A 22,549-nucleotide genomic window follows, 5' to 3' on the forward strand; every position below is an offset into this window, starting at 1 on the left:
CCCGCTCCGTGAGGCCGGCCGACTCCGTGGCGGGGCGGGCGGAGCCGGCGGGACGACGACTGACGTCAGCCGAGGGGGGCGAACGGGCCCGGGGTCTTGCCCGTCCAGCGGTGCAGGCGGATCTCACCTTCCTGCTCGAGGACGCCGTCCTTCTCCACGGCCCGGCCCTCCGCCACGTAGTACCGTCCGTCGCCCAACGCGTCGAACCCGTAGCTGCCGTGGAACTCCCAGCCGCGGATGCCGGTCGCGTCGTCGCGCAGGCCGGCCTCGCGGAGGGTGAGGAGGTTACCGGTCTCCGGCGCGGGCTGTCCCTCGATCCCGCCGCGCACCGGCTCGGCGGAGCCGTCGACAGTGAAGAAGGAGTAGTTCGGGAAGCCCTCCTTCCTGCCCTTGTAGACCGCCATGATCCAGTTCCTGGTGTACGGGTCGTACTGGAGGTTCTGCACGCCGTACGTGGTGTTGCCGGTGTGGACGAAGAACTTGCCGTCGTGGTGCTCGGGGCCGCTGTGGTGCGGGGCGTCCTGGTTGAGCGGTCGCGCGTACCTGCCCCAGGTGCTGGTGTCGTACCCCAGGATCACCTGGTGGTCGTTGTCGCTCCGGCCGGTGTGGGAGTAGACGCCGTACGCGACCTTCAGCGTCTGCTTGCCGCCCCGCTCGCCGAACTCGGGTCCGAAGGACACACCGTCGATGCCGCTGCATCCGTAGCGGTGGTCGAGGGTGTCGGCGGTGTCGCCGTCGAATACGCCGTCGCCGTCCATGTCGGCGGTGAAGTCCTTTGCCACCTCGTCGAGATGGACGGCGGTCATGACACCGTCCCGCTCGGCGTTCATCCCGGCGCGGTCGATCGCGCGGGCGTCGAAGACGGCTATGTAGAACGATTCCGCCGCCTTGTACTCGAGCGATCCGTAGACCCTGCCGTCCCGGTCGTCGACGTCGATGTCACCGAGGTGGCCGGTGAGGCCCTCGACCGTCCCGACGACCTTGCCGTCGAGGTCGGTCTTGACGAGCCTCTGGGTGAACGACCAGTAGACGAAACCGCGTTTGCGGTCCACGGTCACGCCTTGCACATGGCTGGTCGGCCAGGCGCCGCCGTATACGTAGGAGGGCAGCTCGGGCTGCCGACCGCCGCGGTCGGCCTCGGCGGCGATGCCGGGGGAAGGGGTGGCAAGGAGGAGGGCGGGGACACTGATCCCGGCGACGAGAAGGGTTCGGAACGTCCGGAGCTTGCCGCGCACGCGGTTTCCTTTCCACGAGATCGTGAGTCGTGCTCCACCGGAGCGTCCCGCGATGTCTCAGGGGCGAGCAGGAGGCGAACCGGTGGTGCCCGAGCCGTGAAACTCTTCGTGTGCCGTTCAGGACCGGGTCCGCAGCACCTCCGGGTTCGCGCAGTGGGCGGGGGAGCGGCCGGCCAGGAACCGGGCGACCTCATCGGCGACGAGGGCGGACGCGTTGTGGGCGGTCTGCCTGCTGGCGCCGGCCAGGTGCGGGGTCATGACGACGTTGGGGGTGCGCCGCAGCCGGGAACCGTCCGGAAGCGGCTCCTCGGGGAAGACGTCGAAGGCCGCGCCGAAGAGCCGGCCCTCGTCCAGGGCGTCGCAGACGGCGTCGTAGTCGAGCAGGGAACCGCGCGCACAGTTGACGAGTACGCCGCCGGGAGGCATGAGTCCGATCAGCTCGCGGGAGAGCAGCCCTTGGGTCTTCGGGGTCGCGCGGGCGTGCACGGTGACGAAGGAGGAGCGGCGCATCAGTTCGGGCAGGTCCACCCGGTCCGCGGGGGCCAGGTCGGCCTCGCCGACGTAAGGGTCGGCCACCAGGACCCGGGCGCCGAATCCGCGGACGATGCGAGCCACCCGGGAGCCGATGGCGCCGTATCCGACGATGCCGACCGTGCTGCCCTCCAGTTCGGGGCCGACGCTGTCGTAGCGGTAGTAGTCGCCCCGCCAGATGCCCGAGGTGAGGTCCTGGTGGGTGGCGGGGACGCGGCGGGTGGCCGCCAGCATCAGGGCGACCGTGTGCTCGGCGGTGGCGGTGGCGTTGCGGCCCGGGGCGAAGGTGACCGCCACGCCGTGCCGGGTGGCCGCCGCGAGATTGACGTTGACCGGGCCGCCCCGGCCGACGCAGAACAGGCGGAGCCCGGGGCTCGCAGCGAGGACCCGCTCGGTCAGCGGTGCCATCTGGGTGACGCAGATGTCCGCACCGTCCAGGGCCTCGATGAGCTGGTCCTCGGTACCGGATGCCTCGTGGACCTCGGCCACCGCGCCGAAGGGCTCGACGGGCCAGGGCAGGGTGAGTTCACGGAAGGTGGCCTCGGGTGCGACCGGCCGGAGGCGGTCGGTGAACAGGGAGTTGCGGACGAAGTGGTCGCCGGCCGCGAGGATGGTGGTCACTCTGGTACTCCTGGGGTCACGTGCTGGTTCAGAGACAACAGCGAGGGTGTGCCGTCGCGGAGGATCAGTTCGTTCAACGCGCAGTTGGCCAGGTAGGGGAAGACACGGCGGTAGTCCCGCAGCGGCACACCGAGCAGTCGGCAGAGGGTGAGCCGGATCGCGGTGGAGTGGGCCACGACGAGAACGCGTCCTTCCTGGTGACCGCCCCGCAGACCGGTGAGGAAGTCGGTACAGCGTTCGCTGACGGCGGCCGGATCCTCTCCCTCCGGGAAGTGGCTGCCGACCGGGTCGGCCTCGAACGCCGTGAGCGCGCCGGGCAGGCGCTCCCGCAGCTCGGCGCGGGTCATCCCCTCGGCGATGCCGAAATCGAGTTCGCGCAACCGTGGTTCGAGAAGCAGTGGCAGACCGGCGCGGGCCGCGCTCTCCTCCGCGGTCTGCCGGCAGCGTCGCATCGGGGAGGACCACACCGCCGTGAGATCAGCGCGCCCCGCCCAGCCGGCGAGCCGGGTGGCCTGGGCGCGGCCGTGCGTGGAGAGATCGATGTCGGAGATCCCGGCGTAGCGGTTCTCGGCATGCCAGACGCTCTCCCCGTGCCGGACGAGGAAGACATGGAGGCTCATGGAGTGGTCCTTTCTCGTGCGTGGGCCGCGACGGTGTCGGGCAGCCAGCCACGCCGGACCAGCAGACCGAGCAGCCGGGCGTAGCCCTCGTCATGGGCGGATCGATGCGAGGCCCGCGGCTCCAGGACCCGGTCGGGCCGCACCATCGCTGCGGCGGCACGGTCCAGCCCGTGCTCTGCGTGGCCGTACTCCCCGCACGCGGAGGCGGCGAGTACGGCCATGCCGAGCGCGGGCTGGGCATGGCGGGGCAGGGACACCGGCCGGCCGAGCACATCGGCGCGCAGCTGGTTCCACACCGGGTTGCGGGTCGCACCGCCGGTGAGGACGACGGCCCCGTCGGTGGAGGCCCCGAGCAGGTCCACGTAGTCGAAGCAGAGGCGTTCGACGTACGCCGCGCCCTGCATCAGCGCGGCGAAGTCCTCGGCAGCACCCACTGGTTCCCGGCTGCGGAAGGCGACGGCGTCCGGGGCGACGAAGGGGAACCGCTCACCGGACGAGACCAGCGGATAGCGCAGCAGCCCGGTGGGCAGCAGGGGCGCCGCCTCGTCGGTCAGCCGGTCCAGGCCGGATTCGGCGAACTCCCTGGCGACCAGGCCCGCACCGACACTGGAGGCACCGCCGGGAAGCCAGTGGCCGGAGGGCGAGCGGTGGGAGTAGACGACACCGTTCGGGTCGTGCAGCAGGTCCTCGGTGACTCCTTTGAGAACGAGTGTGGTGCCCAGGACCGAGTTCCAGCTGCCGACCGCGGTGGCTCCGGAACCCAGTTGGGCCGCACAGCCGTCGGTCATCCCGGCGACCACGGGGATGCCAGGGACGAGCCCGCACTCCGCCGCCGCACCGGCACAGACCTCGCCGATGACGGTGCCGGGCATCACCAGGTCCGGCAGCACAGCGGCCGGGATGTCCAGCGCGGCGAAGACATGTTCGGGCCAGGTCACGGACGCGGCGTCGGCCCCGGACTTGAGGGCGTTGCTGGTGTCCGTGGGTACCTCGTGCCCGACGAGCGTGCGGTTGATCACGTCGTTCTGGTGGGCGAGGCGCCAGCCGTCCGCCACCGCGTGCGGATACCGGTCGAGCAGCCAGCGGAGCTTGGGAAGCCCCCAGGAACGCTGCATCCGCCGGTAGCCGGCCTTGGCCCACTGCTGTTCGCCGAGCGTGTTGACCTGCTCCGCCTCGACACCGGCGCGGCCGTCGTCGTACATGAGGCCGGGGGCCGCACACCGACCGTTCCGGTCGGTCAGGGTGACGGTGCCCGATGTCGCGTCGACGGCCACGGCCCGGATTCGACGCGGGTCGGCGCCCGCCGCGACGGTCTGCCCGACAGCCGAGCAGACCGCACGCCACCACTGGTCCGGGTCCTGTTCATGACGTTCACCCCGCCGGTTACTGGTCAGCGGCGAGGACCCCGTGCCGAGCAGCCGGCCGGCCGAGGTCACGGCGACCGCGCGGACTCCCTGTGTGCCCAGGTCGATGCCCAGCCACACGTCCGGGTCGACCCCGGTCACGCGCCGGCTCCACCGACGAGACCCGCGCCCTCACGGCCGAGCGCCCAGATGGGCCGGTGCAGCTCCCGCAGCCGGAGGAACTCCGCGTAACGGTCGCTCACGGCCCGGTCCTTGGCCGGGTCGGGCTCGCAGGTCGCGGAGATCCGCACGTGCCGTTCCGCCGCGGTGGCGAAGTCCGGCTCGCGGCCGGTCGCGACCATGCCGGTCAGCCAGGCGCCGCGGGCCCCGGTCTCCGTGTCGGCGGGGATCGACACGGGCAGGCCGACGACATCCGCGATCAGCCGCGTCCAGTACGCGCTCCGGGCACCGCCGCCGCTCAGGGTCAGCAGCTCCGGGGTGGCGGTGGAGGCGGCGAGGCAGTCGCGGATGGCCATGGTGACGCCCTCCACCACCGCGCGGGCGACATCCTCCCGGCCGCTGTCCAGGGACAGGCCGGAGAGCGAACCGCGGGCTGCCGGGTCGAAGAACGGGGCACGTTCCCCGGCCGAGGAGACATAGGGCAGGAACCGCACTCCGGCCGTGTTCTCGGCGCCGCGCTCGGCCAGGGCCATCAGGTCGGCGACCGAGGCGAGACCGAGGAGCCGCGCGCCCCAGTGCAGCATGTCCCCGCCGCTCATGGTGGGGAAGGCACGCAGATAGTGACCGGGGACGCCCAGGGTGACGGTGATGCCCACCGGCTCGTCGGTGAGCGCACAGCCGGCGGAATCGGTGACGATCTCGGTGGACAGCGTGGTACCGAGCACGGTGCAGGCCCGGCCGGCGCTGACCGCCCCGGAGCCGATGGCGGTGGCGCAGATGTCGTAGGGCGCCAGCACCACCGGGATGCCCGCGGGCAGCCCTGTCGTGGCGGTGACGGTGGCGCTGAGCGCGGTCACACGGTGGTCGTCGTCCCGGAGCGGGGGAAGCAGGTCACGGGCCCACTCCACGCCGTACAACTCGAACAGTTGGTCGGACCACGTACGTTGCCCGATGTCCAGGAAGGGCGCCGATGCCTCGGACTCGTCCACGGCAGCTTCTCCCGTCAGTTGCAGGAAGAGCCAGCCCCCGCAGGTCAGCAGGTGGCGGGCGTCGCGCGTCCGGTCAGGGTCGTGCTCCCGCATCCAGGCCAGCACGGCGTTGGGCATGCCGGTGGAGAGCCGGGAGCCACAGATCCTGAAGGCCTGCTCCAGGGTGCCGTCGCGCTCCCATCCGGTGACCAGGTCGGCGGCCCTGCCGTCGTTCCACAGCACAGCGGGCCCGGTGGGGCGGCCCCGGTCGTCGACGAGCCACGCCCCGTCGCCCTGCCCGGTGAGGGCGACCAGCCCGGGCGGCTCGGGCAGCGCGGCCACGACCTCCCGGGTGGCGGAGGCGACCGCTTCCCAGACGTGGTCCATGTCCTGCTCCGCCCAGCCCGGCCGGGGGCGCAGTACCCGGGTCGGCCGGTGGCTGACCGCCAGTTCCTCGCCTTGCGCGCCGTATCCGACCACTTTGACGGTGGTGGTGCCGGCGTCGATGGCCAGCGACGTCATGCCCTCAGCCCCTTCCGTGTGCCTGCCGCGAGCGGCGGGCGGCGGAGTCCAGGGCGACGGCGATCAACAGCACGCAGCCCGTGATGATGAAGCGGTACGACGAATCGAGATTGAGCAGGGTGAGCCCGCTGGAGATCGACTGGATGACGAGGACGCCGAGCAGGGCGGCGAAGGCGGAACCACGGCCGCCGAAGAGGCTGGTTCCGCCGATCACCGCGGCGGCGATGGCGTTGAGGTTCACGTCCGCGGTGCCGGTGCTCTGATTCGCCGCCGCGAGACGGGCGGCGGCCAGGACCCCGCCGGTCGCGGCGAGTGTGGAACACATGACGAACGCCGTGGTGTACACGGCGCGTACGTCGATGCCGGCCCTACGGGCAGCCTCCGCGTTCCCGCCCACCGCGTACAGGGACCGGCCGAAACCGGTCCGGGTGAGGACGTAGTGCAGGATCAGGACCAGGGCGACGAAGAGCATGAACATCCACGGCACACCGCGGGTCCGGTTCAGGTAGTACACCGCGAACAGCAGCGCCGCCGCCAGCGCGAGGGACTGCACCGCCAGCCACCGGGGTGAGACGGACGACAGCCCGGCACGGCGGCGGCTGCGGGCACGGGCCAGGCCGACAGCGAGGAAGCCGCCGGCCGCCAGGAGCATGAAGGCGTAGGCCGTCACCTCGGGGACGAACCACACCTGGGCGAACTTCACCAGGCCGGAGTCGTACGGCAGGTTGATGGCGTTCTGGCCGCGCAGGAGCCAGAGCTGGGTGCCGAGGAAAGCCAGGAGGCCGCCCAGAGTGACGACGAAGCTGGGTACACCGAAGCGGTTGAGCACCTGCCCGTACACCCAGCCGATCAGCGCGCCGGCACCGGCCGCCACCAGGATCGCCAGCCACACCGACTGCTCGTGACGGACCATCACCACGCCCGTGGTCGCGGCGGCGACACCGCTCACGGAGCCGACGGACAGGTCGATCTGGCCGACGAGCAGAACACACACGATGCCGAGCGCGATCACCCCCAGGGACACCATGTCGAAGGCCAGGTTCACCAGGTTGGTGCTGGACAGGAACGTCCGGTTCAGCGACTGGAAGATCGTCCAGATCACCACGACACCGGCGACGACCGGCAGCACGCCCAGGTCGCCGTGCCGGGCCCGGCGGACCGTACCGCGGACACTGTCGCGGAAACCGTGCCGTGCCGCCGGAGGTTCGTCCTGCTGGTCGGTGGCCGCCGCCACCTCGGAGCCGAGAGATGTCACGGCTGTCCCTCCTCTTCCCGTGCGGGGGCCGCGCGGCGCGCGGCACGCTGCGAAACGGCGTTGTCGGCGGCGCCGGTGATCGCGGCGACGACCTCTTCGGAGGAGACCTCCCGGGCGTCGAACACACCGTTGTTGCGCCCGAGCCGGAGCACGGCCACCCGGTCGGCGACCGCCCGGACGTCCTCCATGTTGTGGCTGACCATGACGACGCCGAGCCCGTTGCCCTTCAGCCGCTCGATGAGGTTGAGCACCTCGGCGGTCTGCGCGACACCGAGGGCGGCCGTCGGCTCGTCGAGCAGGACGACATCCGGCCGCCCGAGCAGGGCCCGGGCGATCGCCACCGTCTGCCGCTGGCCGCCCGAGAGAGAGGCCACCGGGACGTCGAGCGTGGGGATCCTGGCCCGCAGCTCACGCAGCAGTTCCCAGGACCGCTTCTCCATGGCGACGTCGTCCAGCATCCAGGGCCGGAGCTCCTGGCCCAGGAAGAGATTCGCCTTGACGTCGAGGTTCTCGCACAGCGCCAGGTCCTGGTAGACCGTCGCGATACCCAGCGCGTGCGCGGCGCTCGGAGAATCGAACGAAACCTCCCGGCCGTGGAAGGAGACCGTCCCCGCGTCGGGGGAGTACACCCCCGAGAGGATCTTCACCAGGGTGGACTTCCCGGCGCCGTTGTCCCCGACCACGGCTACCACCTCACCGGCCGCGACATCGAGGTCGATCCCGCTGAGCGCGGCGACCGCGCCGAACTGCTTGCTCACACCCCTCAGCGACAGCACGCCGGTCGCGTCGGCTCCAGGGCCCGTCGCGGGGAGCGTGCCGGGGGCCGGTCCGGGCGTCGCGGAGCTTGTCATGGGCACCCTCTCTCGCTCTGGCACAGGACGCCGCTACCCGACGCCCAGACGCCGGCAGCCGTCGGCGTACACACGGGTGCAGACGTCCTCGGCCTTGAGCACACCGCCGGGGCCGAAGACGACCTCTTTGAGGTTCTCCCGCGTCACCACCGTCGGTTCGAACAGTTGCGAGGGCGTGTCGAAGAGCGTCGAGTCCGCCTTGGGCGTCTCACCCTCCATCAGCTGATGCGCGGCCTCCGCCGCCGCTTCCGCGACCGTCTTGATGGGCTTGGAGATGGTGTTGTACTGATCGCCTGCGATGATGCGCTGGACCGCCGCCAGCTCCGCGTCGTTCCCGGTGACCGGCGGGACCTTCACCTCGGAGCCCTTGAAGGCCGCGATCGCCCCGCCGCCGGTTCCGTCGTTGGCGGCCACCACGCCGGCGATCTTGCCCGAGTACTGGGCGATCTGCCCGCTCACCCACTGCTGGGCCTTCTCCGGCGACCAGTCCGCGGTGTCGTACTCGGCGAGCAGATCGAACTCGCTGTCGTCGACCGCCTTGTGGATGCCCTTCTTGATCAGTCCGGCAGCGGCGTCGGTCGGAGAGCCGTTGACCTGGAGAATTCCGCCCTTCGCTCCCGTCTTCTCGAGATGGCCGACCAGCGAGCTGCCGATGGATTCACCGATCGCCTCGTTGTCGAACGAGACATAGAAATCCGCGGGCTTCTTGGACACCGGCCGGTCGTAGGCGATCACCTTGACGCCCTGGGAATGTGCCGTCTGCACGATGGTGGACGCCGAGTCGGAGTCGACCGGGTCCAGCACGATGACCTTGGCGCCCTGCGCCATCGCGGAGTTTGCCTGCTGCTGCTGCAACGACGCGTCGCTGTCGGCGTTCTGGTAAATGACCTCGCACTCCTGGCAGAGCGCACCCATGCGCTTCCTGAAGAGTGGGGCGTCGTACCGCTCGTACCGGGTGGAGGCGAGGTCAGGCATCAGGAACGCGACCTTGCCCACGCCGCCGGCGCCGCCGGAACCGGTCGCTCCGGGTTCTTCCGCGCAGGATACGAGCGCGCCCATGGCGAGGATGCCGGTGAGAGCGAGACGTGCCGGTCTTCTCATGTTCCACTCCCTGCTCATGGACGCTGAAGGCAACGCTCAGGAAACTCAGATGTTTCATTTGTGTCAACGGACCGCAGTAATTGAACAATTGCTGTGCTGCTTCTCCGGCCATAGATGTTCGCTCGGCGTGCGGGATCCGGGACACGGGACGCGGAGTCCGGCTGCCGGCCATCGCTCAGAAGCGCGGCGACAGCGTCCGCGGGTGCACTGTCGGCCTCTCCGGAAGGAACGACGAAAGGGTAAAGGGGGCAGGTCCGGGGGTGTTCACTTCACAGAAAATGAACAGGAGTATTTATGGGAGCAGAGAACCGGCAGCCGGCCGACATGAGCAGCAGGAAACCCCGCGAACGGAGGGAGCGGATCAAAGGCCGCGTCGTGGACAGAGGGTTCGTCCGGATCGAACAACTGGCCGACGAGCTGGGTGTGACCGCCATGACGATCCGCCGGGACCTCGACTACCTGCAGGACCGGGGCTGGCTGAGAAAGGTCCGCGGGGGCGCGACCGCTCAGCCTTCGACCGCCTTCCACGGCGACGTCCGTCACCGTGCCCGCGCCATGACGGCGGCGAAGGACGCCATCGCCCGCGCCGCCCTGCCTCTGGTCAGGCCCGGGCAAGCGGTCGTCATCGACGACAGCACGACGGCTCTGGCACTCACCCGTCTCCTGGACCGGCACGCCCCGTTAACCGTCATCACCAACTTCGGCCCCGTCACCCAGACGCTGGCCGGCAGCCCGGGCATCGAGCTCATCTCCCTGGGCGGCACCTACTACCCCGCCTACGACGCCTACCTGGGCCTGCGCACGGTGGACGCCGTGACCAGTCTCAGCGCCGACACGCTCTTCGCCTCCACGACCGCCATCACCCGTGGCCACTGCTACCACCAGTCGCAGGAGACGGTGGCGGTGAAGCGGGCCCTGATGGATGCCTGTGCGCGCAAGATCCTTCTGGTGGACCACACGAAGTTCCGCCGCCGGGGCCTCTACCAGCTGGCCCCCGTGACCGCCTTCGACCTCGTCATCGTAGATTCCGGTATTCCGGCCTTCGACCTGGACGCCCTCCAGGCCGACGGCGTCGAGGTTCTCGTGGCCCGTCCGGAACAGCCGCGGCCGTGACCGCCATCCGGCACCTGACCGCGCCGGTAGGTCAAAGGAGTGATGGACGCTCCACGACGTAGTGGCGCTCCTCCATGCCGTAGCAGGCGCAGCCGTGCGGCGGTGTCGTCGTCGGAGGTGAGTACCGTGCTGCCGTCGCCGTCGCCGCCGAGCACCTTCGTCGGGTAGCGGGAGAGGCCACCGCGTGGCGGCAGCGCCTTCGGCCACGGCCGCTACGGCGGCCCTCCCGGCTCCTGCACCGTGAACGTCACCTCGGGACCGAGCGATACCACGTCCCCGCCCCTCAGGGGCTCCGGTGTGCCGGGAGTGAGCACCCGGTCGTTGACCCGCACGCCGTTCCTGGACCCTCGCGATACCTCCGTGACCGTGAGGCGGCCGTCGCCGGAGCAGGCCACGGAGGCGTGCATCCTGGAGACGGTGGTCTCGCCGGCCAGGAGCGCGGCGGCCCCCGGCGACCAGGCGTCGTCCGTGCCCAGGCGCATCTCCGTACCGGGCAGGACTTCGAGATGCCCCCCGGCTCCGCGGAAGACCAGCCGTACCGCCGTCGCCGGCGAGGAGGCCGCCGGCGCGCTTCCGTCCAGGGGAGACAGGCACACGGGGCACGAGGCGAGTCCCGCGGGCAGGAGCCGGCTGCAGGCGGGGCACGGGTGCCGCACCTCGAGGACATCGCGCTCCGCGGGAGCGGGCCGAGGCGGGATGCCGGCCCGCGCATCGAAGCGGTGGATGCCGGTGTCCTCGGGGTCCGTCAGCTCCTCATCGTCCAGGTGATCCCGCACCGCTCCCGCCTCCGTGCGCCGTGACCGTCTCCCGCGTGCCCGTCGTCCGTGTGCCGGCCCGGAAATCCACCGCGATCTCCACCCTGCCGGCGTCGTCCTGCGTCACGTCCGAAACCAGTGCCTCCGCGCCAGGTCGCAGGTCCGGAGCAGCGAACAGGGCGCGGGCCAGGGGGTTGATCAGATGGGTCTCCAGGACCATGCCGATGCCACGGCCTCCCTTCCAGGGGTCCTGGGTGCAGTGCCCGAGCAGCGTCGCGCGGGCGCCGTCCGTCAGGTGGAGAGTGATGCCGTGCCCGGCGGTGAGCTGCCGCCGGATGTTGCCCACCTGGAGGTCGAAGATCTTCTCGGCGACATCGGGGGAGATGAAGTCGAAGACGACGACATTGCCGCCCAGCCGGTTCATCAGCTCCGGGCGCCCCACTACGCGTTCGAAGTGCTCCTTGATGTTCCGGCGGACCTTCCTCTCCAGCTCCGGATAGGGGTCCCCCGGCGTCACCAGCGGCTTCCACTCCTGCGTCCTGGCATCGACCTGCTGCACACCCAGGTTGGAGGTGAAGATCAGGACGCATTCGCTGAAGTACGTGGTGACCCCCTGACCGTCGGTGAGCCTGCCGTCCTCCAGCACTTGCAGGAACTTGTCCAGTACGCCCTTGTCGGCCTTCTCGATCTCGTCGAAGAGAATGACCCGGAACGGGTTCTCGCGTACCGCCTTGGTGAGTTCGCCGCCCGCCTCGTATCCCACGTAGCCGGGCGGCGCTCCCACCAGGCGGTCGGCGGAGTGCGCCGCCGAGAACTCACTCATGTCGAAGCGCAGGTACGCCTGGTCGCTGTCGAAGAGCACCGAGGCGACCGCCTTCGCGAGCTCGGTCTTACCGGTTCCCGTGGGACCGGCGAAGAACAGCACCCCCCGAGGCCGGTGCCCCGGACTGGTGGCCTGCGCCCCGGACAGACCGAGCGCCGCGCGCTTGAGGATGTCCAGCGTCATCGCCACCGCGGCCTCCTGCCCGAGGACCCGGCGCGGGATGGACCGCTCGTTCCCGGTGTCCTCGCCCTGGAGGATGCGCTGCCGGATCTCGTCCCGGCCCCACGGGTTCTTCTCCACGCCGAGCCGGTATACACGGACCGCGTCCGTCATCCTGTCGAACGGGATGCGCCGGTCGAGCGCCAGGTGGAGGCTCTCGCGCATCGCGGTCAGGCTCATGCCCGACGCCGACCGGGCGAACGCCCCGACGGCCTCCTCGGGGTCCTGCACGGGCAGTGCGCGCGGCGACTGCGCCCCGTATTCGCGCAGGAGTTCCCGTGCCATGCGCTGCCGCTCGTCCGCGTCGGGAGCCGGAACCGCCACGGTGCGTATACGTTCGCTGCCGGCCAGCAGCCAGTTCGGCAGGTCGCGCTCGCCGTCGGCCAGCCAGATCAGCGGGTTGAACAGCGACGTCCAGGAACTCCCGGTACCGGGCCGGCCGGGAAGCGTGACCGGGTCGGCCTCGTAGGCGAGTTGCAGGCAGGAGAGGAAGAAGTCGCGCTCGTCGGGGTTCAGCCGGTTGACGTCGCCGACCAGCCGCGAGGCGTGGTCGATCACGAGGGCGACGCGCAGGGGAGGCAGCTCCCTCCCGTCGTGGCCTCGCTTCCGCTCCTCCTTCCAGCCGGAAAGGATCGCCCGCAGCCGGTCGGCCGTCCGCCGGAGCTGATCGGCTCCGGCGCCGGGGAAGTCCGAGGACTTCGGTGTTTCGAGCAGAGTCAGGACGGCGTCCCGCGCCGACGGGTCGGTCTGCATCACCTGGATCCCCCTGATCTGGTCGAGGCTCAGGAGGGCCTGATAGCCCAGCGGACGCAGGCGGTTCCACAGCACTTCGAGGAGATGGAGCGGGTGGTCGCGGTCGCGGTCCCGGACGAGGTGCAGGTCGCGGAAGTTGCCGTGCAGCACGTACTGGGCGTGCACGCTCAGCGTGCCGGCCAACTCTTCCGCGAACGGCGGGAACTGTGGTGTCGGGCGGCGTTCCTTGGCCAGATCCATGCGTCTCCTCCTGCGGGGTGGGTGGGGTGGTGCCGGCGGTCAGCGGTCGCTCTCGCCCACGACCCTGGCCCGGCGGGCCGACCGCTCGTCCTGCGACGCCGCACCCCGCCCTTGGTCCGTGAGGCCGCCGCCGTCCAGGACGACGACGTCGTCCTCACCGAGGAATCCGGGCAGCGCGCCCTCACTCTGCTCGATCCTGAAGGCGACGGTGAGACCCAGATCGCGGGCCACGTCGGTGAACTCCTCCAGCCGCCGCCGGGCCTCGGCGCAGCGCTCGTCGTCGAGCCGCCGGTCCTCCGGCCCGCGTTCACCCGGCCCGCCGCGGTACATGGTGGCGACACGGAACGTCCCACCGGTGAGGGTCGCCCGCAGCCAGTGATCCGGCCCCCACCCCTCAGGCGTCCAGTCGAGGCGCAGGTCCACGCCCTCGGGCCGGGTGACGTCCGCGGGGCCGCCGTGGCGGGCCGACAGCTCGGCCAGAACGCGGGAGCACTGGGCGCGCACGTAGAGGGACTCCACGTGGTTCAGGCGTTCCGTGACCCTGCGGTCCACCAGCCGCCGCTCCTCCGCGCCCAGCGGCACCCCGTCCTCCAGCAGCCTGCGCAGCGGCTTCTCGGCGTCGGGCGCCTCGGGCAGGGGCTCTGCGCCCTCGGGGGCCCGCCGCGTGAGGAAGTCGAGCTGCGCGGCGGCCCATTCCGTCCGGTCCCGGCGTGCCGCCGCCTCCCGGTTGGCGTCCTGGACGACCGTACGCGCGTCGTTGAGGTGCCGCCGGGCCCTCGCGGGACTCTCCGCGGCCCGGCGCACGGCGTTGCCCACCGCGGCCGCGGCGAGCGCGGCGGTCCTCGGCCGGGCCTGGGGATCCAGCGCGGCCAGGATGTCGGCGCCGAGCCGGCGTACGGACTCCGCGTCCCGCGCCGTGCCCGCCGCGGCACGCGGCACCTCCGCGACGGCCTCCTCCGCTCGCTCGGCCCGCGCGGTGCGGCTCGCCCCATGGCGCGCGGCCATGGCGCCCTGTCGGTCCCGGATCATGCGTTGCCATGTGTCGTCGCCGTCGACCGCGGTGTCCAGCACGGTGGTGAGCCGCCGGATCTCCCACGCGGTCCACGTCTCCTCGGCGTGCCGGACAGCCTCCTCGAAGCGGGCCAGTTCGCCGCGCAGCACGCCGAGCCGGCACCCCACCGGGTCCAGCGGCGGCGGGAGTTCGGGGCGCGGCGGGCCCTCGCCCGGAACTCCCGCCGCGCTGGCCCGGGCCGCCGTCGCCAGCAGTGCCGCTCTGCGGGCGTTGGCGCGCGCCACGGCGTAGGCGGCCGCCTCCCACTGTTCGGCGGCGACGGCAGAGATCTCCTCCTGCCGTTCCAGACAGCGCTGTTCGTCGGCGGCGCGGACGGCGGCCGACGCCAGGACCCGTGTGGTCAGCATCGCGGCCCGGCCCGCGAGCAGGACCCCGCTGAGCGATCCCAGCACCTGGAGAGCCGCGTCCGCCGCGTCCTGAAGACCCTGGCCGACCGCCTCCGCCAGCTGCGCGGACGTCTCGGCCGGGTCGACGAACGACGTGGCACCGGTGTGCGGAAGCGCGTACGGGTCCACCGGCGGGAACGCCACCGCCGGTGCCACCAGGTCCAGGGACGGGATCGCGAGTCCCGCGCTCATGCCGTGCCTGCCTTGCCCATCTCGGTCTCCTCGCGTTTCGTTCCTCCCGGCGCGTATGCCGGACTTCGTCCGTCAGAGACGTCGCGCGGCGATACCGCCACGCCGCACCCTCGCCCGGCGCGCCAGACGCGCACGCCTCTCCCGTCGCCATACCTGGCAGCGCCGGGCGCTCCACGCGCCGAGGCCCAGGACACAGGCCAGCGGCCAGACCCACGGCGCCGTGGCCACGGAAGTGAAACCCAGCAGGACGGCGCACACCAGGAGGGCCGCGGCGGGCAGCAGTGTGCGCAGCCCCCGCGACAGCACCAGTCTCGAAGGGCGGTCGGCCGTACGGATCAGGACTCCGGCCAGTGAGCGGTGGGGGTGATAGGCGGGCGGGCCGATGTAGACGGCGGTCAGCAGCTCCAGCACGAAGACCGCCGCCGCGGCCGGGAGCGTCTCCAGCCAGGCGACGACGACCGCGTCCTGGGAGGCGCGACCGAAGACGTCGGCCAGGCCGATCACGAAGCACCACGGAGCCATGAGGACGGTGGCGCCCAGCAGCGCCCAGGTCAGTGTGGGCAGCCGGTCCATGCGGCGCATGACGGCCACCACACCGTCCGTGTCCTCGTCCATCAGCCGCTGGATCTCCTCGTCGAGGCGCCGACGGTGCAGCTCCCCGGCCTCACGGACGGCGTGCTCGGTCAGCAGCAGCGCCGCAAGGAGCAGCGGTGGATCGTCCTGCCCGGCAGCGACCAGCCGGTCGAACCAGGGCACGGGTGCGGCGAGCCGCCCGTGCACCCCCGCAGCCTCCGCGGCGAGGCGACCGGCGGCGCGGACGGGTTCCCGGGCCAGTTCCAGGAGCCGTGCGTCCACGGCGGGGGTCTGTCTCAGTGCTCTGCGGACGCGGTCGAGGCCGCCGACACCGGGACGGCGGCGCAGTTCCCGGACGAGGTGCGGCCAGCGGGACCGCAGGGCAAGCCAGCGGTCACCGGTCTCGTCGAGTCCCTCGCCGCGCGGACGCCCTGCCAGGACGGTCAGAATCTCCGGTACCGCCGTCAGGTGCCGCAGCAGGGACAGCGCTTCCTCGTCGCCCTGCCGGACTGCCGTGCTCAGAGCCCGGAGACCCTCGACGCTCAGTGGAAGTCCCCAGCACGACGCCTCCCGGTAGGGACCGAGCCAGGTGATCAGCCGGATGCCGGTCCCGGTCCCGGGCGGGTCGCCGAGTTCGCCGCGCAGGGCGGTCAGCCGCCGGAGCTCCTCAGGACTGCGTCCGCCCGCGGTCTCGAGCTGGCCGAGCCAGTCCACCAACGCGGCCCGGTCCTCGGGGTCGGCCAGCATCGCCGAGGCGGCGAGGTGGTGGCGGTCGAGGGCACGGGCCAAGTGCTCCGTCTCCGTGAACTGCTCGCCGAGAAAGTGGAACGGGCGGAGGGTGGGGGGCGGTTCGGCCTCCGGTGCGGGGCCCCGGAACCTGCCGGTGACGGCCGGCGACCGGCCCGCCAGCCATGCCTCCACCTCGTCGGCGCCCCAGCGGTCCTCCGGAGCCCTGGTCAGCAGCCCTTCGCAGAGTCGGCGTGTCCGCGAGTCGCGGATGCCTCCGACGTCCGGATCGTGGGTGGCTATCTCGCGCAGTACCGCTTCGTCGCTGAAGAAGTCCACGGGATGCCTGCCCAGAGCGAGTTCGGCGACCACCATGCCCACCGACCACCAGTCACCGGCCTCGGAGACGGTCTGGTGGAGCGGACCGGCCTCGGGTGCCAGATAGCGGGGCTTGCCCCGCCAGGCCGGACGGACACCCGTCCGCCCGGCGTCCCCGCGGACGGCGACCCCGATGTCGACGAGGACGAGATCGAGGTCGTCACCGCGACGGCTCTCCACCATGATGTTGTCGGGTGTGATGTCCCGGTGGACGACCTCGTGCCCGTGCAGTGCCGACACCGCGGCGTGCAGCTGCCGGGCCACCGCCTCGATCCTTTTCGGCGGCAGCGCCCCGGGGTTCTCCTCCAGATGGGCCGCCAGGTCCGTCTCGCCGTGTGACCGGAACACCAGGTAGGGGTGGCCTTCGGCGTCCCCTTCCTCCAGGAGCTCCTCCAGGTGTGGACCCGGGTTCCCGCCGAACAGCCGCACGACCTCCTCATCGGGGGCGTGCATCCAGTGGTACCACTTCAGCACGAGCGGGGCGTCCTCCGCGCGGGCACCGGTCCTGCGCACGCGCAGGACGACGGCCTGGCTCGGGCGTTCAGCTGCCCGTATCACCTTGACCAGGGTGAATTTCGCGGCGAGCTCCGGTGGAACGTCGCCGCGGACCGAGCGGGTCTCCCGGGCGCGGGGGACGAATCCACCCTGGGGGGAAGAGACGAAATCGGTCACCATCGGCTCTCCTGGAGGCATCCTCGAAAACGGCGGATCCGGTCAGGCGGAAGAGCAATGAGAATAGCGGCGGTCCGGCGTCGACAAGGCCCGTTCCCCGGGTAATTCGCCGGGGGACAGGAGTGGAATATGCCTCTCGGGAATCCGTCCCTCGACCCGAACACCCTTGGATTATCATGCGAGGCATGCCGGACCTGCCCACGCACCAGAGCCTCGTGCGCGAACTGAGAGACATCAGGCGGCCGGGGCTGCCCCGGCTGCGGCACTGCGCCCGCGAGGCGCTGCGGGAGGCCGCCGTCGCGGTCGGCACGAGCACGGGCGAAGGTGACGAACTCCAGGGCATCGAAAGGATGCTGGCGGCGGCCGTGCAACACCTCGCCGGTGGCGGTCCACTGCGTGACGAACCGGCCTGCGACCCGCTCGCCCGCGCTGCCGCTCACACCTTCGGACTCTTCCCCGACCGGCGCGGAACTGCCGCCGCCGACCGGAGGAAGGCCGCGGCAGCCGTCTACGGCGTCAGCACCGAGCGGTTCCGCAGGAGCCACGAGCAGGAGATCATGGCGGAACTCGCCTCCTCCGTGCTGATGTTGGTCCGGGAAGCGGGGCCGGCCGTGCGGACCGGGGGGGCCCACGGAGGGCAGCACCGCCCGCCGTTCCCCCTCTCCGGCCGCATGCTCGCCGGGCCCCCGCCCACCGGTCCGGTGCCCGCGCACGTCACCAACCGGATAACGGTCCGCGTCTGCCCGATCGAACTCGTGCGGGACGCGGACATCCTGGTCTCCTCGGAGAACACCTACCTGGAGATGTCCAAGATCTTCCGGCCCACCGTCTCCGGCGCGCTGCGCAGGGCGGCGGCAGTCCGGAACGGCTCCGGGGAGATCGTGGACGACGTCCTCCAGCGCGAGTTGAGCACCTGGCTCCGCGGCCACGGCCGCACCGGTCTGCCGGTGCGGCCCGGAACCGTGGTCGCCACGTCGCCGGGCGCGCTGGCCTCGCACGGGGTGCGGCGCGTCTACCACGCGGCCATCTCCTCCCCCGTCGAGGACGGTGACCGCTACCACATCGCACCGGCCTCGCTCGCCGAGGCCGTGCGGGCGACCTTCACGCTCGCCCGGGCCGAGCGGGAGACGCTGTCCATACCCCTGTCCACCGTCTGTTTCCCCCTGTTGGGCGCGGGCCATGGTGGCCTACCCGCCGAAACGGCCGCGCGCTGGCTCCTGTGGGCCCTCCGGCAGGAACTGAGCGAGGACAGCACATGGCGGGTGCGTCTGGTCGCGCAGCAGCAGGGCGGCGCCGACGCGCTCAAGGCCGCCAACTCGACCCCTTGAGCGACACGCCTGCCGCGCGCAACCCGCGCTCCACCCCCGCCAGTTCGTCCCTCAGGGGCACCCCGTAGAGCCGTACGTCCATGGCCGCCCCGTCACTCCCGACCACCACCTGGAGCCGGTTGCCCGTGCTCTCCCGCGCCAGGTGCGGCGCGTACCTGGCCACGCCTCGCGGGGTGAGCGGCCGGACGCGCTGGTTGGCTGAGCCCCGCCACACCAGCCGGGTCGGCTCGGTCACCCGGAAGCGGCCGGTGACGACGGCGTCGGCGTGGGTGAGCGCCTTGACCTGATGGGACGTCAATTCATCCCATTCGTACCCGGTGTAGACCAGCAGGTCCTCGGTGCCGGGGCCGGCGTCCTGGTCCGCGGCCGCTGCCGCCCTCCGCTCCCGCAAGCGGGCGGCACCCGCCAACAGGGCGGCCAGCGCGTCCGGTTGCTGGAGGGGCTCACCGCCACTGACGGTGAGCCCCTCGGCCCCCCTCCCCAGCGCCTCGGTCCACGACGCCAGGAGCTCGGAAAGGTCCTGCGCTTTCCCCCCTCGGGTGTCCCAGGTGTGCCGGGACATGCAGCCGGCGCAGGCGAGGGAACAGCCCTGGAACCAGACACCGAGTCGCCGGCCCGGTCCCAGGGTTTCCACGGGGAAGTGCGTACCGCTGATCCGGACCCGCATGCTGCCCCCTCCTTCCGGTCACTGCCCGTGAGTATGTCGAGTTCCGGATGTGTCCCGCAATCGCTTCTTCATCGTTTCCCGGCCGGGGAGCGGTCGGAATCCGGTTGTTTTCCGACGCGGCGCCTGAATGATCAATTCCGCAGTCCTTCCGGCTCTCCGGGCGGGAACCATTCCGCTAATCTCACCGTCATTGCGCAGTGTCCCTGGGACACCGCGAGGAAAATGGGGGTACCTCCGATGATCAATTCCGGCCGCACCGGTGGACTCGTCCGAAGACTGACCATCGGTCACGTTTCCGTGGCCATCGCACGCAGTCATGGCAGACGGGACGCCGAGGGGCTGCTGTACCTCATGGCGGACGCGGTTCCCGACCGCCGGCCGCCCGGGGACCGGCTGCCCCCCTACGTCATGGGCGTACGGGCACAGGTCACGCGCAGAACCACACGACTGCGGTCACGGCTGCTTCACAGCAAGCGCGGACTCGTCGGGACGATCCACGCGGAATCCGTCCGCGTGGTCACCCAGTACACGGTGCGAAACGATCCCGCCCCGGCCGCGCTGGCCAGGTTCGGCAGGACGGTCGGCGACTGGCGCAGTTCGGCTGCGGTCTGCCGGTCGCGTGCCCAGGGCCTCGTCGACGAGGCCAACCACCTTCTGTCCTGCTACTGGGACGAGGTCTGGGCACACGCCCGCCTGTCGGCCGACGTCCAGGACCGGCGCCCCGCCAGGTGGCTGCCGGGCAAGGCCGAACTCGACCCCACCTGGCACCGTCTCGACGACGGTCTGCTCCCCGACCGGTGGTACGGAGCCGGAACACCGGCCCCGGGGGCGGATCCGGCGGCGGTGGAGCAGGCGCTGGCCATCCTCGACAGCCAGACCGCCGCCCGCACGGTCCGGGCAGGCGGCGACCGATGAGGAACTCCCCGCTCGCAGGAAAGGTCACCGCGCACTCCTCGGCGCGATCCCGCTCCTCCCGTGCGAGCGGGCTCCTCGGCCTGCTCGGGCCGGCCGTGCTGCTGGGCGGCCTCGTCTCGTGCTCCCAACCGGCGGAGCCGCTCACCACGCCCTGCGGAGTGGTCGTCGACGGATCGGGCTCGGGCGAGGCGACGAAGGACGGGTTCGACGCGAAGGCGAAACTCAAGGATTCGCTGATCCCCTTCCTCAAGGACCAGAAGTGCGGCACCGTCGACTTCGCGCCCATCACCTCCACCTCGATGAGCTCGTCCTGCAAGGTGGAACCGGTGGACCTCGACCCGCCGCACAACGAGACCACGGACCAGGAGAAGCAGCGTCGGCAGGCGTTCCTGGCCGCCGCGGAACAAGCGCTCAAGGAACTCGACTGCGCTCGTGACGACCGGCCGGGTTCCGACGTGTGGGGCGGTATCGGCCGCATCGCTTCGAAGATGTCCGCCGACGGCCCGAGCGCCAAGCTGCTCGTGGTGAGCGACTTCGAGCAGGCCGACCCCGAATTCTCACTCGTCACGAACGACGAAATCGCCACGGAGGCGAACCGCGCCGCGACCATAGATTCCCTCGTCGAGGAACGCGGCCTGCCCGGAATCAAAGGGATGGAGATCTTCCCCGTCGGCTACGGCATGAAGTTCGCGAGCAAGCCGAGCCAGCAGAAGCTGTTCGAGGGGTTCTGGACGGAAGTTCTCGAAGGGAGAGCGAAGGCCCGTGTCAACACCAAGTACCAGTGATCCGCGCCGGCAGCGGCGCAACCCGCCTCTCCTGCCGTCTCCCCGGAGACGGCAGGAGAGCCGACAGGCCGACCGGTCCGACCGCGCGCCCCGGGCCCGTACGGGCGGTTCCACCGTCCTCGACGACCGGGCGGAGCGGAAGCTGCTGAGCACCGCCCGTGACAGGGGGAGCAAGGCGGCCAAGCGCGGCATGCTGGACCCCTGGGTCCTCCAGAGCGGTGACCGCGTGCCCTATCTCGTCGAACTCGCCTCTGTGCGTGACCGCGTGATCGGGCGGACGGGAGAAGAGGCGGGCCTCACGGAGGAACGGGCGAGACTGGACGACGCCCGTGCCGAGTCCGAGGTCACGCGGTGGGGGAACGACACCGAGCTGATCGACCACCGGTTGAGCGAGGCGGCGGAACAGATCGCCACCGCCAAGGGACAGCTCGATCTCCTCGCCCGGCGCGCCACCCGCTGGAACCGGTTCCGTGACGGAATCCGGTCGAGGCTGGAGCGGCAGTGGACGGAGATCACCTTCCCCGCGGCCACAGTGCCCGGCCCCCGTTCCGGCGAGGGGCACGGCAGCGGCGACCACGGACGGAGCGCCCCGCCCGAGGCGGAGCCGGGTCAGGGGCGGCGGACGGACCCGGACGGGGAGGGCCCCGACGCCCTCCAGTCGGTGCCCCGTACCGGCGAGGCACCACGACCCGCCGACTCCCAGGACGGGGCGCCGCACACCACCCCGCTCCATCGTCCGCTCGACCGTCCCGACCCTCCGGCCAGCGATGCGTGGGAGGGGCTGGTCAAACGGCCGGGGATACCCGCCTGGCTGAACTGGGCGATGCTCCTGTTGATCGTCCTGGTCGAACTCCCCATCTACTACGCCGCGTTCGAGCCCTTCCACGGAATCGGCGCGTTCACCGCCCAGGCCCAGACGGTCACCCTGGCGGCGGCCGCCGCCGTCGTCATGGTGTTCCTGCCGCACCTGGCGGGACGCATGCTGAGGTGGCGAGCCACCACCGGGTCCGTCCGGAGCTCGTGGATACCGGCGTGCGTGCTGCTCGGGGTGTGGGCCGCGCTGACCGTGCTGCTCGGCACTCTGCGTGCCAAGTACCTGATGCAGCAGGAGGACAGCCCGGAGACCGGCGGTGAACTCGGCGGCTTCGAGGGGGTGGACGGCGGTGCGACCGCGTCCCTGATCGACAGGCTGGACCTGGCACCGCAGACCGTCACGGCCATGTTCTGCGCCCTGCTGCTTCTCTCCGGAGGTATCGGGCTGCTCCTCGGTATGTTCAGGGAGCACGCCTTCCTCGACGCCTACCGGACGGCCGTGGAACACCGCGCGGAACTGCTGGCCTTCCGCCAGAAGAGCGTAGCGGCCACGGAACGGGCCCGGGCCACGGTGAACACGGCCGAGGCGCGGCGGGAGGACCGCAGGCAGGCGACCGAGGACCGGATCCGCGCCGTGCACGCGCTCTACGACGCGGCGGCCGCCGCCTACCTGGACGAGCTGGGGGCCCGGTCCGGCGATCCCGCGGTGACCGAGGCCGCGATGAAGCTGCTCCGGAACTGGCCGTTGCTGCCGCCCCCCGCGCGCCGTTAGCGACGCGCCGGGCGGCCGGCCCTCAGCCGCCCCAGGCCCCCGTACGACGGGAGTCCTGGGGCGGCCTGACGCGTGCGCGTGCCTGATCGACGGGGTCGTGGGTTGCCCGGTGGCCGGGTCGCCCGCTCCGACGTACCGGG

Annotated in this window: 18 protein-coding genes; 5 read left to right on the forward strand and 13 right to left on the reverse strand. The window is 71.5% G+C overall.

The annotated features are described in order from the left end of the window. Positions 1-65: 65 nt before the first annotated feature. From ACFYQ5_RS19355 to ACFYQ5_RS19390, 8 genes are all read right to left on the reverse strand, one after another. The gene (locus ACFYQ5_RS19355) at positions 66-1,235 is read right to left on the reverse strand and encodes a hypothetical protein (protein ID WP_389198893.1); all 1,170 of its coding nucleotides are present in this window, start codon (positions 1,233-1,235) and stop codon (positions 66-68) included. A gap of 117 nt (positions 1,236-1,352) precedes the next feature. Further along, positions 1,353-2,387 carry a 2-hydroxyacid dehydrogenase gene (locus tag ACFYQ5_RS19360; protein ID WP_389198895.1) on the reverse strand — a complete coding sequence of 345 codons (1,035 nt, stop codon included), beginning with the start codon at positions 2,385-2,387 and terminating at the stop codon, positions 1,353-1,355. Further along, entirely contained in the window at positions 2,384-3,007 is a 624-nt protein-coding gene (locus tag ACFYQ5_RS19365) for a histidine phosphatase family protein (protein ID WP_389198897.1), read from the reverse strand. Before ACFYQ5_RS19365 ends, ACFYQ5_RS19360 begins: the two co-directional genes overlap by 4 nt. Further along, a complete protein-coding gene (locus ACFYQ5_RS19370) occupies positions 3,004-4,512 on the reverse strand; it encodes an FGGY-family carbohydrate kinase (protein WP_389198898.1) in 1,509 nt (502 codons plus the stop codon). The genes ACFYQ5_RS19365 and ACFYQ5_RS19370 overlap by 4 nt, the downstream gene beginning before the upstream one ends. After that, the gene (locus tag ACFYQ5_RS19375) at positions 4,509-6,020 is read right to left on the reverse strand and encodes an FGGY family carbohydrate kinase (protein WP_389198899.1); all 1,512 of its coding nucleotides are present in this window, start codon (positions 6,018-6,020) and stop codon (positions 4,509-4,511) included. Before ACFYQ5_RS19375 ends, ACFYQ5_RS19370 begins: the two co-directional genes overlap by 4 nt. Before the next feature lie 4 nt (positions 6,021-6,024). Beyond that, a complete protein-coding gene (locus ACFYQ5_RS19380) occupies positions 6,025-7,254 on the reverse strand; it encodes a sugar ABC transporter permease (protein WP_389199100.1) in 1,230 nt (409 codons plus the stop codon). Between the two features lie 17 nt (positions 7,255-7,271). Continuing rightward, on the reverse strand, positions 7,272-8,126 hold the full coding sequence (locus ACFYQ5_RS19385; protein WP_389198901.1) for an ATP-binding cassette domain-containing protein: 855 nt from the start codon (positions 8,124-8,126) through the stop codon (positions 7,272-7,274). Between the two features lie 33 nt (positions 8,127-8,159). Further along, a complete protein-coding gene (locus tag ACFYQ5_RS19390; RefSeq protein WP_389198903.1) occupies positions 8,160-9,227 on the reverse strand; it encodes a sugar ABC transporter substrate-binding protein in 1,068 nt (355 codons plus the stop codon). Positions 9,228-9,551: 324 nt separating this feature from the next. On the opposite strand from ACFYQ5_RS19390, the gene ACFYQ5_RS19395 reads away from it, so the two are divergent. Continuing rightward, positions 9,552-10,340 carry a DeoR/GlpR family DNA-binding transcription regulator gene (locus ACFYQ5_RS19395; protein WP_389199102.1) on the forward strand — a complete coding sequence of 263 codons (789 nt, stop codon included), beginning with the start codon at positions 9,552-9,554 and terminating at the stop codon, positions 10,338-10,340. A 212-nt stretch (positions 10,341-10,552) separates the two neighbouring features. Here the strand turns inward: ACFYQ5_RS19395 and ACFYQ5_RS19400 are convergent, their stop codons facing one another. The 4 genes from ACFYQ5_RS19400 to ACFYQ5_RS19415 form a co-directional block, all read right to left on the reverse strand. Further along, positions 10,553-11,116, reverse strand: coding sequence for an FHA domain-containing protein (locus tag ACFYQ5_RS19400; protein WP_389198905.1), 564 nt, complete (start codon positions 11,114-11,116; stop codon positions 10,553-10,555). Further along, entirely contained in the window at positions 11,094-13,130 is a 2,037-nt protein-coding gene (locus ACFYQ5_RS19405; RefSeq protein WP_389198906.1) for an AAA family ATPase, read from the reverse strand. The genes ACFYQ5_RS19400 and ACFYQ5_RS19405 overlap by 23 nt, the downstream gene beginning before the upstream one ends. A gap of 39 nt (positions 13,131-13,169) precedes the next feature. Next, entirely contained in the window at positions 13,170-14,780 is a 1,611-nt protein-coding gene (locus ACFYQ5_RS19410) for a hypothetical protein (protein ID WP_389198907.1), read from the reverse strand. Between the two features lie 72 nt (positions 14,781-14,852). Then, positions 14,853-17,132 (reverse strand): serine/threonine protein kinase, encoded by a 2,280-nt coding sequence (locus ACFYQ5_RS19415; protein ID WP_389198908.1) that lies wholly within the window; start codon positions 17,130-17,132, stop codon positions 14,853-14,855. 182 nt (positions 17,133-17,314) lie between these two features. On the opposite strand from ACFYQ5_RS19415, the gene ACFYQ5_RS19420 reads away from it, so the two are divergent. Beyond that, positions 17,315-18,457, forward strand: a complete 1,143-nt coding sequence (locus ACFYQ5_RS19420) for a macro domain-containing protein (protein ID WP_389198910.1) — start codon at positions 17,315-17,317, stop codon at positions 18,455-18,457. Here the strand turns inward: ACFYQ5_RS19420 and ACFYQ5_RS19425 are convergent. Beyond that, entirely contained in the window at positions 18,432-19,124 is a 693-nt protein-coding gene (locus tag ACFYQ5_RS19425; RefSeq protein ID WP_389198911.1) for a 4Fe-4S single cluster domain-containing protein, read from the reverse strand. The two genes, ACFYQ5_RS19420 and ACFYQ5_RS19425, sit on opposite strands and share 26 nt — an antisense overlap. A 297-nt stretch (positions 19,125-19,421) precedes the next feature. Here ACFYQ5_RS19425 and ACFYQ5_RS19430 point away from each other — a divergent pair, with 297 nt between their 5' ends. From ACFYQ5_RS19430 to ACFYQ5_RS19440, 3 genes are read left to right on the forward strand one after another with little or no spacing between them, the layout of a single operon-like run. Continuing rightward, the gene (locus ACFYQ5_RS19430) at positions 19,422-20,039 is read left to right on the forward strand and encodes a hypothetical protein (RefSeq protein ID WP_389198912.1); all 618 of its coding nucleotides are present in this window, start codon (positions 19,422-19,424) and stop codon (positions 20,037-20,039) included. Then, complete coding sequence (locus ACFYQ5_RS19435) at positions 20,036-20,824, forward strand: hypothetical protein (RefSeq protein ID WP_389198914.1); 789 nt, start codon at positions 20,036-20,038, stop codon at positions 20,822-20,824. Before ACFYQ5_RS19430 ends, ACFYQ5_RS19435 begins: the two co-directional genes overlap by 4 nt. Then, positions 20,802-22,409 (forward strand): hypothetical protein, encoded by a 1,608-nt coding sequence (locus tag ACFYQ5_RS19440; RefSeq protein WP_389198916.1) that lies wholly within the window; start codon positions 20,802-20,804, stop codon positions 22,407-22,409. The genes ACFYQ5_RS19435 and ACFYQ5_RS19440 overlap by 23 nt, the downstream gene beginning before the upstream one ends. Positions 22,410-22,549 lie beyond the last annotated feature (140 nt).

The sequence above is a fragment of the Streptomyces sp. NPDC005794 genome, from assembly GCF_042871445.1.
Lineage (GTDB): Bacteria > Actinomycetota > Actinomycetes > Streptomycetales > Streptomycetaceae > Streptomyces.